The sequence below is a fragment of the Mycobacterium shigaense genome (assembly GCF_002356315.1).
GTDB lineage: Bacteria > Actinomycetota > Actinomycetes > Mycobacteriales > Mycobacteriaceae > Mycobacterium > Mycobacterium shigaense.
In genome coordinates, this window is the sequence record NZ_AP018164.1 from 2,778,462 (window position 1) to 2,791,807 (window position 13,346).

The following is a 13,346-nucleotide window of genomic DNA, read 5'->3' on the forward strand; positions in this document are numbered from 1 at the left end:
ATTGCCGCAGGTTGCACCCGCATCAGTCGCGCGCGCGAGCCTTGAATTCGCGACGGCGCCGATGCAGGATCGGCTCGGTGTAGCCGTTGGGCTGCCGACCGCCGGACAGGATCAGCTCCTGCGCGGCGGCAAACGCGATGCTGTCGTCGAAGTTCGGCGCCATCGCCCGGTACGCCGCGTCACCGGCGTTTTGCTGGTCCACCAGCGGCGCCATCCGCTCCAGGCTGGCCCGCACGTCCTCCTCGGTGATCACGCCGTGGCGCAGCCAGTTGGCCAGCAGCTGGCTGGAGATCCGCAGCGTGGCGCGGTCCTCCATCAGCGCGACGTTGTGGATGTCGGGCACCTTCGAGCAGCCGACACCCTGCTCCACCCAGCGCACCACGTAGCCGAGGATGGACTGACAGTTGTTGTCGAGTTCTTCGCGCACTTCCTCCGGGGCCCAGGCCAATTCCTTGGCCAGCGGGATGGTCAGCAACTCGTCGATGTTGGTGCGCTTCTGGCCCGCGAGCTCCTCCTGGACGGCGCCCACGTCGACGTAGTGGTAGTGCATCGCGTGCAGGGTGGCGGCCGTCGGGGAGGGCACCCACGCGGTGGTGGCCCCGGCCTTGGGCTGGCCGATCTTCTGCTCGACCATGTCGGCCATCAGTTCGGTCATGGCCCACATGCCCTTGCCGATCTGGGCCCTGCCCTTGAAGCCGGCCGCCAGGCCGGTGTCGACATTGGCGTCCTCGTAGGCCTTGATCCAGGTGCTGTTCTTCATCGCACCCTTGCGGATCATCGGGCCGGCCTCCATCGAGGTGTGGATCTCATCGCCGGTGCGGTCCAGGAACCCGGTGTTGATGAACACCACCCGGTCGGCGGCGGCCTTGATGCACGCCTTGAGGTTGAGCGTGGTGCGGCGTTCCTCGTCCATGATGCCGACCTTGAGGGTGCCCTGCGGCAAGCCCAGCACGTCTTCGACGCGGCTGAACAACTCGCAGGTGAAGGCGACTTCCTCGGGGCCGTGCATCTTGGGCTTGACGATGTAGACCGAGCCGGTGCGGCTGTTGGTCAGCGGGCCGTTGGCGTCGCCGGTCTTGAGGCCGTGGATCGCGGTGACCCCGGTGAACAGGGCGTCCATGATCCCTTCGAACACCTCGATTCCGTCGGCGTCGACGATCGCGTCGTTGGTCATCAGGTGGCCGACGTTGCGGACGAACAGCAGGCTGCGACCGGGCACGGTCAGCTCGCCGCCGTCCGGCGTGGTGTAGGTGCGGTCGGCGTTGAGCACGCGGGTGAAGGTCTTGCCGTCCTTCTTGACGTCCTCGGCGAGGTCGCCCTTGTTCAGTCCCAGCCAGTTGCGGTAGCCGATGACCTTGTCGTCGGCGTCCACGGCGGTCACCGAGTCCTCGAAGTCCATGATCGTGGTGATCGCCGATTCCAGGACCACGTCCTTGATGCCGGCGGCGTCGGTCTTGCCGACGGGGGACTGCGGGTCGATGAGGATCTCGATGTGCAGGCCGTGATTGACCAGCAGCACCGACCAGTTGGGGGAGCCGAGTTCGCCCGTGTACCCGACGAACTTCTCGGGGCTGGCCAACGCGGTGGTCTGGTCGCCGAGGGTGATCTGCAGCTGGCCGTCGGTGATGCTCAGCCCGGTCGCGTCGGTCCAGGAGCCCGCTGCCAACGGCACCGCCTGGTCGAGGAACTTGCGCGCGTAGGCGATCACCTTGTCGCCGCGCACCGTGTTGTAGCTGGTGCCCTTCTCGGCGCCGTCGGTCTCCGGGATGACATCGGTGCCGTACAAGGCGTCGTACAGCGAGCCCCACCGCGCATTGGCGGCGTTCAGCGCGAACCGGGCATTGAGCACCGGCACCACCAGCTGCGGTCCGGCGGTCGTGGTGATCTCGTCGTCGACGCCCGAGGTGGTGATCGTGAAGTCCGCGGGTTCGGGGAGCAGGTAGCCGATTTCGGTGAGGAACTGACGGTAGGCGTCGATGTCGAGGGGTTCGATCACGCGCTGCCGGTGCCACTTGTCGATCTGGGCCTGCAGCTGGTCGCGCCGGGCCAGTAGATCCTGGTTCTGCGGGGTGAGGTCGGTGACCACCTTGTCGACCCCCGCCCAGAAGCTGTCCGCGTCGATGCCGGTGCCGGGCAGGGCCTCGTTATTGACGAAGTCGTAAAGGACTCGGGCCACGCGTAAATTACCCGCGGAGACGCGGTCGGTCATGTTTCTCCTCCAAAATTGCTTCATTGGTCCCATTCGCCCGCGACTGGCCCCAACTAGCTATGCCACCAGCCTACCGGCCGGCAGCCCGAACGAGCGTATCCTCCCAGCCCGCAACAGCAGGTCAAGGCGAGGCTGACCGAGTCCGCCCGGGACGACTCGACCGCGCCGATCGATCGCTTGCCGGCAACGCATCCACTACGGGCCGAAACGCTGGTCGCCAGCATCTGCGGCGCACCGGCGCCGTTCAATCATAGGGCCTGCCCGGCGGGCGGCCCGACGGCCGGCTCACTGAGCGTCGCGCATGCTGCCGACCAGATCCCCCACCAGGTCCTCCATCGCCACCATGGCCACCACGGCATCGTTGTCGGTCACCAAGGCCAGATGGCTGTTGCTGCGGCGCATCCGGGAGAGGGCATCGGCCAGCGCCAGCGACCTCGGCACCCGGGGCAGCGGGCGAACCAATGCCAGGTCGATCACCGTCTTCGGATCGTCGCCGAGGGTCAGCATGTCTTTGATGTGCAGATAGCCGATGAACGTCCCCTCCCGGGTCGCCACCGGGAAGCGGGAGTAGCCGGTGTCGGCCAGCGCGGCTTCGACATCCCCGATCGTGGGCCCGGACCCCGGCGCGGCGACCGGCACCGCTCGCACATCGGTCAGGGCTCTGGCCACATCGCCGACCACCCGGGTGCGGATCTGCAGCGCCCGGGTCAACCGGGTGTGCTCCTCGGGGTCCAGCAAGCCTTCCGACACCGACTCGGCGATCATCGCGCTGAGCTCGGCGGGGGACACCGTGATGTCCAGCTCATCCTTGGGTTCGGTGCCCAGCGCCCGCAGGATCGCGTTGGCGCATTTGTTGTAGAACACGATGAACGGCCGGGCGACCCGCACGTAGGCCAGATACGGCGGCACCAGCAGCATCGCGGTCCGCTCGGGCCCGGCCAGGGCGATGTTCTTGGGCACCATCTCGCCCAGCAGCACATGGAGCGTCACCGCCAGCGCGAGCGCGATGATGAACGACAACGTGTGCACCAGCGCGGGGTGCATGGCGGTGAGCCCGAACGCCGAATGCAACAGGCTGGCGACCGACGATTCCCCGATCCGGCCGAGCAGCAGCGACGCGACGGTGACGCCCAGCTGCGAGCCGGCCAGCATGGACGACAGCTGTTCGCCGGCGCGAATCACTCTGACCGCCCGGACCTTGCCCTGCTCGGCCAGCGCCTCGAGGCGGTCCCGCCGCGCCGAGATCAGCGAGAACTCCGCGGCCACGAAGAAGGCGTTGGCCGCGATCAGCAGCAGCGCGAGCAGCACCCCGAACGCGTTGTTCATGACGCGCCCCGTCCCGCGGTCGATTCGGCGCGGGTGCCCAGCTCGGTCAGCTCGAGCACGTCGATGCGGTGGCCGTCCATCTGCACCACCGTCGCGCGCCAGCGCAGCGAATCGTTGGGCAGGCCGTCCCCGTCCCGGCCGCGCAGTTCGACCGTTTCACCGGCCGCCGGGATATGGCCGAGTTCGCGCAGCACCAGCCCGCCGATCGTCTCGTAGGGCCCTTCCGGCGCCCGGAAACCGGTGGCGAGAGCGACCTCGTCGATACGCAGCAGGCCCGAAACCCGCCAGCCGCTGCCGGCGAGCACCACGTCCGGTGTGGCGTCGTCGTGCTCGTCACGGACGTCGCCGACGATCTCTTCGATCAGGTCCTCGAGGGTGACAATGCCGGCGGTACCGCCGTATTCATCGACGACCATCGCCGTCTGCAGGTCGTTGCCCCGGATTTCCGCCATCACCGCGTCGCCGTCCAGGGTCGACGGAACCACCGGGACGGGCTGGGCGACTCTGGCCAGCAGCGTCCGCCCGCGCTCGGCCCGCGGAATCTTGAGCACCTGCTTGACGTGGACGATCCCAACGGTCTCGTCCAGGTCGCCGTCGACGATAGGGAAGCGGGAGAACCCCGACTCGACGGCCGTGGCGATCAGATCGCTGACCGTGTCGTCGGTCTGCAGTGCCACGATCTTGGAACGCGGCGTCATGAGCTCCTCGGCGGTCAGCGCGCCGAACTGCAGCGAGCGCCGCACCAGCGCAGCCGTCGCGGGGTCCAGGGCCCCGCTGCGCGCCGAGGTCCGCACCAGCGACAGCAACTCCTGCGGCGAGCGTGCCGACCGCAGCTCCTCGGCCGGCTCGATGCCGAACTTGCGCACCAACCAGTTCGCCGCGCCGTTGGTCAACCGGATCACCGGGGTGAGCAACCGCGAGAACAACATCTGGACGCTGACCACCGCACGCGCCGTCGACAGGGGGCGCGCCACCGCGAGGTATTTCGGAACCAGCTCGCCGAAGACCATCGACACCGACGTCACCAGCAGCATGACCAGGAACGCCATGATGCCGTCGCCGACCGGGTCGGGGACCCCGAGCGCGTCCAGCCACGGATGCGGCAGATCGGCGACCATGGGTTCGGTCAGGTAACCGGTCACCAGCGTCGTGATCGAGATGCCGAGTTGCGCGCCGGACAGCTCGAACGACAGGTTGTTCTGGGCGCGCTGGATCAGGCGATCGCGGCGCCCGCCCCGGCGCGCGTTGGCGTCGACCGCGGCGCGGTCCAGCGCCGTCAGCGAGAACTCGGCCGCGACGAACACCGCGTTGCCGAAGATGAGCAGCGCAATAGCCGCCACGCTGACGAGGGTGGAGGTGAGGTTCATGACCGGCCCGTCATCGGGACGGGCCCGAAGGCCCCGACGGGTGCCTGCGGCACGTCATCCCTTTCGCTCATCTAGCTTTCGGGCCGAGCAGCACGCTGCTTGGGCCAGTGATATCACCGGAATTCACATGGTAGCGAAGGCATCCGGCAGGGCAGGGGCGACGTGCCGCGGGTTCACCAACCGAGCGGAAGCGGATGTCCCTCGGCGAAGCCGGCCGCCGACTGCACGCCGACGACCACCCGCTCGTGCAGCTCGGCCAGGGTCGAGGCGCCGACATAGGTGCACGTGCTGCGCACGCCCGAGGTGATGTGGTCGATCAGGTCCTCGACGCCGCCGCGGTCGGGGTTCAAACCCATCCGCGACGTCGAGATACCTTCCTCGAACAGCGCCTTGCGGGCGCGGTCGAACGCGGTGTCGGCCAGTGTGCGGGCGACCACCGCGCGCTTGGAGGCCATGCCGTAGCTCTCCTTGTAGGGATGGTCGTCGCGGTCCCGCATCAGGTCGCCGGGCGACTCGTAGGTGCCGGCGAACCACGACCCGATCATGACATTGGACGCCCCGGCCGCCAGCGCCAGCGCGACGTCACGGGGATGCCGAATCCCGCCATCGGCCCACACGTGTCCGCCCGACTGCCTTGCCGCGGCGGCACATTCGAGCACGGCGGAGAACTGCGGGCGGCCGACGCCGGTCATCATCCGGGTGGTGCACATCGCGCCCGGCCCGACGCCGACCTTCACGATGTCCGCTCCGGCGCTCAGCAGGTCCCGGGTGCCTTCCGCCGACACCACGTTGCCGGCCGCCAGCGGCACACCCAGCTCCAGTGACGCGACGGTCTTGATCGCCTCGAGCATCTTGACCTGGTGCCCGTGCGCGGTGTCGATGACGAGGACGTCGACGCCGGCCTCGGCCAGTGATCGCGCCTTGGCGCCCACGTCCCCGGTGATGCCGACGGCGGCGCCGATCCGCAGCCGCCCGCCGGCGTCGGTGGCCGGGGTGTAGATGCCGGCGCGCAGCGCTCCCGTGCGCGTAAGCACTCCGGCCAGCGTGCCGTCGCCGTTGGTGACGACGGCAACGCCGATCGGCGAGTGTTCGAGCAGGTCGAAGATCTTGCGCGGCTCGGTGCCGGCGGGAGCGGTCACGAAGTCCGTGACGGCCACATCGCGCACCCGGGTGAAGCGGTCAACGCCCTCGCACGACGATTCGCTGACCAGGCCGATCGGCCGCCCCTCGAAGAGCACCACGGCGACGCCGTGCGCACGCTTGTGGATCAGCGCCATCGCGTCGGACACCGAATCATCGGGCCCCAGCACCACCGGGGTGTCGAGAACCAGGTCACGGCCCTTGACGAACTCCACGGTTTGCTGGACGGCGGTGATCGGCAGATCCTGCGGGAGGATCACGATGCCCCCACGGCGGGCCACGGTCTCCGCCATCCGCCGCCCGGCGACCGCCGTCATGTTGGCGACGACCACCGGGATGGTGGTGCCGGTGCCGTCGCTGGCGGACAGGTCGACGTCGAACCGCGACGCGACATCGGACCGGTTCGGCACGATGAAGACGTCGTTGTAGGTCAGGTCATAGCCGGGCCGATGCCCGTCCAGAAACCTCATCGCAGTCGCTGAGCCCCCTTGGCTAGACCGGCACTTCGCTGTGGTCCCCACTCCACAGTGTATGGAATCGTTTAGCCGGATCCTCGTCGATGCGACCGTAGGTGTGGGCTCCGAAGAAGTCGCGCAGGCCCTGGGTCAACGCGGCGGGCAGCCGCTCGGTGCGCAGCGCGTCGTAGTAGGACAGCGCCGACGCGAAGCCCGGGATCGGGATGCCGAGCTCGGTGGCCTTCGCCACGACGCGGCGCCAGCTGTCGATCGACTCCTCGATGGCGCTGCGGAAATACGGCGCAACGATGAGCGTCGGCAGGTCGGCGTCTTCGTCGAAGGCCTCCTTGATGCGGTTGAGGAACTTGGCCCGGATGATGCAGCCACCGCGCCAGATAGTGGCCATGTCACCGGGGGTGATACCCCAGTCGTACTCGGCGCTGCCGGCCTGGATCTGGTTGAAGCCCTGGGCGTAGGCGATGATCTTCGACGCGTACAGCGCCTTGCTCACGTCGTCGATGAATTGGGTTGCCTCGCTTGGCTTTTTACCCAGCCGCCCGGACGCCAGGCCGGTGGTGGCCTTACGCTGGGCGACCGAGCCGGACAGCGCGCGGGCGAACACCGCCTCGGCGATGCCGGTCACCGGCACCCCGAGGTCCAGGGCCGACTTCACCGTCCAGCGGCCGGTGCCCTTCTGCTCGGCCTCGTCGAGGATGAGGTCGACCAGCGGCTTGCCGGTCTTGGCGTCGGTCTGGCGCAGCACCTCGGCGGTGATCTCGATCAGGAAGCTGTCCAGGTCGCCCTTGTTCCACTCGGCGAAGACGTCCGCGATCTCGCCGGCGGTCTTGCCGAGGCCGTCGCGCAGCAGCTGGTAGGCCTCGCCGATCAGCTGCATGTCGGAGTACTCGATGCCGTTGTGCACCATCTTGACGAAGTGCCCGGCGCCGTCGGGGCCGATGTGAGTACAGCACGGCACCCCATCGACGTGGGCGGAGATCTCCTCGAGCAGCGGGCCCAGGGATTTGTAGGACTCGGCCGGACCGCCGGGCATGATCGACGGGCCGTTCAGCGCGCCTTCTTCGCCGCCGGAGATACCGGCGCCGACGAAGTGCAGGCCGCGCTCCCTGATCGCCTTCTCGCGGCGGATGGTGTCCGTGTAGAGCGCGTTGCCGCCGTCGATGATGATGTCGCCTTCCTCCATGGCGTCGGCGAGCTCGTTGATGACGGCGTCGGTGGGGTCGCCGGCCTTGACCATTATGATCACCCGGCGCGGCTTCTCCAGCGCGTCCAGGAATTCCTCGATGGTCTCGGAGCGCACGAACTTGCCCTCGTTGCCGTGCTCCTTCAGCAGCGCGTCGGTCTTGGCGATTGAGCGATTATGCAAAGCCACCGTGTAGCCGTGGTGGGCGAAGTTGCGGGCGAGGTTCGAGCCCATCACGGCCAACCCCGTGACGCCGATCTGCGCGGTGCCGGTCGTGGAATTCGATTGAGTGTCCGACGAACCCATGTCTTCGCCTCTCAGGTCGGAGAACTTAATTTCGGTAGCGACTCCGACCTCACTGTGGCACAGCGCGGTGATCGTCGCTCAACGTGTTCGGCCCTCGCCCGCGTCAGAGGTTGAACAGCCGCTGCAGCTCCGTGAGCCAGGGCACGGCGAGCGCGATGGTCGGCACCACGAATATCGCGGCCGCGGTCAGGTAGGCGCTCGCCGAGAGCAGCCGGCTGTTTCCGTTCCCGGCGAGCCGGCGGACTCGTACCACGGTGCTCGGGCCGGTCGCGGCCAGTGCGCCCGACGGGGCGCGGCCCGACGCGCAGGCCACCAGTGCGCGGGCCAGGGGAGTGCGTCCGGTGGCTCGAACCGCGGCGTCGTCGGCAAGCAGCTCGACCAGCAGTTGCACCGCACGCAGCGCGTTGGCGCTGCGGACCAGGCGCGGGAAGGCGGCGTGCACCGCGGTGAACGCCTCCAGCACGAGGTCGTGCCTGGCCCGCAGATGGGCCCGTTCGTGGGTCAGGATGGCCGCCACCTCGTCGTCGTCGAGCGCTTTCAGGGTTCCCTCGCTGACCACGACGCGGCTGCGCACACCCGGCAGGCAGTAGGCGAGCGGTTGCGCGACGTCCAATACGCGCAGATCGCGGGTGCGCGAGCAGGGCCGGGTCAGGGCCGCCGCATGGCCGACGTCGACCAGGTCGACCACCATGCGGTGGTGGGCGCGGCGGCGCCGGTTGGCGATGGCCACCCGCAGCAACGCGACGCCCAGCCGCGCGCCGATGAGCACGGTCACGGCGAACACCGCGACATAGACGGTCCACCGCGGCCAGCCGAGCCGGACGGCCGCTCCCAGGACGCTGGCGGTGGGTCGGCCGTCGGCGCCCGGCATCAGCACCCGGGTGGCGATACCGAGGCCCGCGCTGAATGCGGAGAGGACCGCGGCCAGGGCGATCGCCTGCCACAACACCATCGCGGCGCGGGGGGCGCGCAGCGGCCAGCTCGCTCGGGCTAGCAGTGCCGGGACTGGACCGGCCAGCAGCACCGCCAGGATGGTGAAGGCCAGCGCGGTCACACCGTAAGTGTCCCTCAGCCCTCCGTGGTAGCGCCAGCGGGCGCCGTATTGCGTTGGTTCGCTTCCAGTTCGGCGAGCGCACGTCGCAGCGCCTCGGCCTCGTCGGCGCCAACCCGCTCGACGAAGTGCACCAGGGCGGCCTGCCGGCCGCCCGAATCCTCGGCCTGGTCGAGCGCATCGACCATCAGCCCGGCGACCAGCTCGTCGCGGCCATGAACGGGCGCGTACCGGTGCGCCCGGTCGTCGCGGATCTGCGACACGAGATTCTTCTTTGCCAGGCGCTGCAGGACGGTCATCACCGTCGTGTAGGCCAGGTCGCGACGCGCCGACAGCGCCTCGTGCACCTGGCGGACCGTCTGCGCCTCCGACATGGACCACAAGTGATCCATAACCGCACGTTCGAGTTCCCCCAGCCGTGTCAGCTTGGCCATAGTTCGTTCATCTCCATCAGGGTCGAAACCAGCGTACTCCGGCTTACTACGAATCGTCGTAACGTCGACGGGGCAATTGCTGTTCCCCGCCGCCAGCCCTCAACGCCCCGTCGCGCCTGGCCAACACATTACGCCAAAAGGCTCTTGCAAAATTAGGGCAGCCTTGCCTATGCTGATCGTGGTCGAGCGATAAATGACCGCCGGAGCGTCCTGAGGGCTGCAGTGACCCCCGGTCTACTCGATCGGCGAGCCCCGTGCCTGTGCGCACGGGGCTCGCCTGTTTTACCCGGACGACAGTGCCGGTACGCCACGCCGCATGGTGTAGACACAAAACGTGCCCACACCACCGGACGCCGCCCTGCCCGAGTTCACCGCGCCCTTCGACACCGAGCTGGGACTGCGGTTCACCGAACTCAGTCCGGACGGTGCCCGCGCGCAGCTCGAGGTGACGCCAAAACTGCTGCAGCCGATGGGCCTGGTGCACGGCGGCGTCTACTGCTCGATGATCGAGAGCATGGCCAGCGTCTCGGCCTACGTGTGGCTGTCCGGATATGGCGGCGGCGACGTCGTCGGTGTGAACAACAACACCGACTTTCTGCGTTCCATCGGCTCGGGCACGGTCTACGGCGCCTCCGAGCCGATTCACCGCGGCCGCCGTCAGCAGCTGTGGCTGGTGACCATCACCGACGACGCCGATCGCGTCGTCGCGCGGGGACAGGTCCGACTGCAGAATCTCGAAGCCCGCTGAGGCTCAGCCAGTTCCGCACGCCTCATCGCGGGCGGCATGGCAGGATCGAAAACATGCGCTTGACGCCGCACGAACAGGAGCGATTGCTGTTGTCCTACGCCGCCGAATTGGCTCGCCGCCGCCGAGCCCGGGGCTTGCGGCTGAATCATCCGGAGGCGATCGCGATCATCACCGATCACATCCTGGAAGGAGCGCGCGACGGCCGCACCGTCGCGGACCTGATGGCCAGCGGCTGCGACGTGCTCAGCCGTGACGACGTAATGGAGGGCGTCCCGGAGATGCTCGCCGACGTGCAGGTCGAAGCGACGTTCCCGGACGGCACCAAGCTGGTCACCGTCCACCACCCGATACCATGATCCCCGGCGAAATCCTCTACGGCCGCGGCGATATCGAGATCAACCCCGGTGCCGCCCGCATCGAGATCCAGATCGTCAACACCGGCGACCGCCCGATCCAGGTGGGCAGCCACGTCCATCTCCCGCAGGCCAACTCGGCGCTCTCGTTCGACCGCGGCGCGGCACACGGGTACCGGCTGGACATCCCTGCGGCCACCGCGGTACGTTTCGAACCCGGTGTGCCCAAACATGTTCAGCTGGTTCCGCTGCGCGGACGCCGCGAGGTGCACGGCCTGAGCTTGAACCCACCCGGACGGCTGGACGCCTGATGGCCAGCCTGTCGAGGGACCGCTACTCCGCGCTGTTTGGGCCCACAACCGGGGACCGGATCAGGCTGGCGGACACCGACTTACTGGTCGAGATCACCGAAGACCGCAGCGGCGGCCCGGGATCGGCCGGCGACGAGGCGGTGTTCGGGGGCGGCAAGGTGCTGCGCGAGTCGATGGGCCAGGGACGCGCGTCCCGCGCCGACGGTGCACCCGACACCGTGATCACCGGCGCGGTGATCCTCGACCACTGGGGAATCATCAAGGCCGACATCGGCATTCGCGACGGCCGGATCGTCGCCATCGGCAAGGCGGGCAACCCCGACGTGATGTCGGGTGTGCATCCCGACCTGGTGGTCGGGCCGTCCACCGAAGTCATCGCGGGCAACGGCCGAATCTTGACCGCCGGCGCCATCGACTGCCACGTGCACCTGATCTGCCCGCAGCTGATGTCCGAGGCGCTCGGGGCCGGCATCACCACGCTCATCGGCGGCGGCACCGGCCCTGCCGAGGGCACCAAGGCCACCACCGTGACCCCGGGCGAATGGCACCTGGCCCGGATGCTCGAGGCGCTCGACGGGTGGCCGGTGAACTTCGTGCTCCTCGGCAAGGGCAACACCGTCAACCCCGAGGGCCTGTGGGAGCAATTGCGCGGTGGTGCTTCGGGATTCAAGCTGCACGAGGACTGGGGTTCCACGCCGGCGGCCATCGACGCCTGCCTGACCGTCGCCGACGCCGCCGGCGTGCAGGTGGCGCTGCACACGGACACCCTCAACGAAACGGGCTTCGTCGAGGACACTTTGGCCGCGATCGCCGGCCGCTCGATCCACACCTATCACACCGAAGGCGCCGGCGGCGGCCACGCTCCCGACATCATCCGGGTGGCGAGCGAACCGAATGTGCTGCCGAGTTCCACCAATCCGACCCGCCCGCACACGGTGAACACCCTCGACGAGCACCTCGACATGCTGATGGTCTGCCATCACCTCAACCCGCGGGTGCCGGAGGATTTGGCCTTCGCCGAGAGCAGGATTCGCCCGTCGACCATGGCGGCCGAGGACCTGTTGCACGACATCGGCGCGATCTCGATGATCGGCAGCGATTCGCAGGCGATGGGCCGGATCGGCGAGGTGGTGCTGCGGACCTGGCAGACCGCGCACGTGATGAAACGCCGCCGCGGCGCTCTGCCGGGTGACAGCTCGGGCATCCATGGGGCCGACAACCTGCGCGCCCGACGTTATGTCGCCAAATACACCATCTGCCCGGCCATCTCGCACGGCCTGGACCACGAGGTCGGCTCGGTGGAGGTGGGCAAGCTGGCCGATCTGGTGTTGTGGGAACCTGCCTTCTTCGGGGTGCGCCCGGAGGTGGTGCTCAAGGGCGGCATGATCGCGTGGGCGGCGATGGGTGACGCGAACGCGTCGATCCCGACGCCCCAGCCCGTGTTCCCGCGCCCGATGTTCGGCGCGGCACCGACGGCGGCCGCCGCCACGTCGGTGCACTTCGTGGCGCCGCAGGCCATCGACGCCGGCCTGGCCGACAGGCTCGACGTCAAGCGGCGCTTGGTCGCGGTGCGCGACACCCGCGCGACCGGCAAGGCGGCACTGCCGCTCAACGACGCGCTGCCCGACATACAAGTAGACCCGGACACCTTCACCGTGCGCATCGACGGCGAGGTCTGGCACGAGCAGCCGGCCACCGAATTGCCAATGGCGCAACGCTATTTCCTCTTCTGACACCCATGGCCGCACTCGCAACGCTGCTCACGCTGGCCGATTCGCGACTGCCGGCCGGCTCCCACGTGCACTCCGGCGGCGTCGAGGAAGCCGTCGCCGGCGGCCTGGTGATCGATGTGGATACGCTGACCGCGTTTTTGCAGCGCAGGATTCGCAGCCAGGGGCTGGTCACGGCATCGATCGCGGCCGCGGTCCATCGCGGAGAACTCGGTCCGGAGCGGGCCGATCAGGAGACCGACGCCCGCACCCCGGCCCCGGCCGCCCGGCAGGCCTCGCGCAGCCAGGGCCGCGGATTGGCGCGGCTGGCGCGGCGAGTCTGGCCCGAGGCCGGCTGGGACGAGCTCGGGGCCCAGCCACATTTGGCCGTGGCGGCTGGACGGGTCGGTGCCGTGAGCGGCCTGTCGCCCGAGCAGGGCGCGCTGGTGATCGTCTACACCACGATGACCGGCTCGGCCACCGCGGCGCAGCGACTGCTGGCGCTGGACCCGGCCGACGTGGCGGCGCTGACGTTTCGGCTCGCGGACTTGTGCGAGCGCACCGCCGCGCAGGCGTCGACCGGGCTGGCCGACCTGTCCGACCCCCTGCTCGACACCCTGGCTCAGCGGCACGCCGAACGGGATCGGCCGCTGTTCGTGTCCTGAGGGATGCGGCGGGACGGCATCGTCGTGCGGCGCACCGGGCATCCCGTGGTCAGCGTTCAGTCGCAATCCGG

Annotated in this window: 12 protein-coding genes; 5 read left to right on the top strand and 7 right to left on the bottom strand. The window is 68.8% G+C overall.

Annotation, left to right across the window (positions count from 1 at the left end; genetic code table 11):
- Positions 1-22: 22 nt before the first annotated feature.
- The 7 genes from MSG_RS12905 to MSG_RS12935 all read right to left on the bottom strand — a co-directional run bounded on the left by MSG_RS12905 (position 23) and on the right by MSG_RS12935 (position 9,489).
- Complete coding sequence (locus MSG_RS12905; RefSeq protein WP_096440133.1) at positions 23-2,209, bottom strand: malate synthase G; 2,187 nt, start codon at positions 2,207-2,209, stop codon at positions 23-25.
- A 285-nt stretch (positions 2,210-2,494) separates the two neighbouring features.
- On the bottom strand, positions 2,495-3,535 hold the full coding sequence (locus MSG_RS12910) for a hemolysin family protein (protein ID WP_096440135.1): 1,041 nt from the start codon (positions 3,533-3,535) through the stop codon (positions 2,495-2,497).
- A complete protein-coding gene (locus tag MSG_RS12915) occupies positions 3,532-4,902 on the bottom strand; it encodes a hemolysin family protein (RefSeq protein ID WP_096440137.1) in 1,371 nt (456 codons plus the stop codon). Before MSG_RS12915 ends, MSG_RS12910 begins: the two co-directional genes overlap by 4 nt.
- 173 nt (positions 4,903-5,075) lie before the next feature.
- Entirely contained in the window at positions 5,076-6,512 is a 1,437-nt protein-coding gene (locus MSG_RS12920) for a GuaB1 family IMP dehydrogenase-related protein (protein ID WP_096440139.1), read from the bottom strand.
- 22 nt (positions 6,513-6,534) lie between these two features.
- Positions 6,535-8,004: an NADP-dependent phosphogluconate dehydrogenase gene (gndA, locus tag MSG_RS12925; RefSeq protein WP_096440141.1), complete on the bottom strand. Its 1,470-nt coding sequence runs from the start codon at positions 8,002-8,004 to the stop codon at positions 6,535-6,537.
- 103 nt (positions 8,005-8,107) lie between these two features.
- Complete coding sequence (locus tag MSG_RS12930; protein WP_096440143.1) at positions 8,108-9,058, bottom strand: M56 family metallopeptidase; 951 nt, start codon at positions 9,056-9,058, stop codon at positions 8,108-8,110.
- 14 nt (positions 9,059-9,072) lie between these two features.
- Positions 9,073-9,489, bottom strand: a complete 417-nt coding sequence (locus MSG_RS12935) for a BlaI/MecI/CopY family transcriptional regulator (RefSeq protein ID WP_096440145.1) — start codon at positions 9,487-9,489, stop codon at positions 9,073-9,075.
- A gap of 334 nt (positions 9,490-9,823) precedes the next feature.
- Here MSG_RS12935 and MSG_RS12940 point away from each other — a divergent pair, with 334 nt between their 5' ends.
- The 5 genes from MSG_RS12940 to MSG_RS12960 are packed head-to-tail and all read left to right on the top strand — an operon-like array spanning position 9,824 to position 13,275.
- Positions 9,824-10,237 (top strand): PaaI family thioesterase, encoded by a 414-nt coding sequence (locus tag MSG_RS12940; protein ID WP_096440147.1) that lies wholly within the window; start codon positions 9,824-9,826, stop codon positions 10,235-10,237.
- Between the two features lie 53 nt (positions 10,238-10,290).
- Positions 10,291-10,593, top strand: a complete 303-nt coding sequence (locus MSG_RS12945) for an urease subunit gamma (protein WP_096440149.1) — start codon at positions 10,291-10,293, stop codon at positions 10,591-10,593.
- Positions 10,590-10,901, top strand: coding sequence for an urease subunit beta (locus tag MSG_RS12950; RefSeq protein ID WP_096440151.1), 312 nt, complete (start codon positions 10,590-10,592; stop codon positions 10,899-10,901). The genes MSG_RS12945 and MSG_RS12950 overlap by 4 nt, the downstream gene beginning before the upstream one ends.
- A complete protein-coding gene (locus MSG_RS12955; RefSeq protein WP_096440153.1) occupies positions 10,901-12,634 on the top strand; it encodes an urease subunit alpha in 1,734 nt (577 codons plus the stop codon). Before MSG_RS12950 ends, MSG_RS12955 begins: the two co-directional genes overlap by 1 nt.
- Before the next feature lie 5 nt (positions 12,635-12,639).
- Positions 12,640-13,275 (top strand): urease accessory protein UreF, encoded by a 636-nt coding sequence (locus MSG_RS12960; protein ID WP_096440155.1) that lies wholly within the window; start codon positions 12,640-12,642, stop codon positions 13,273-13,275.
- The last annotated feature ends 71 nt before the right edge of the window (positions 13,276-13,346 follow it).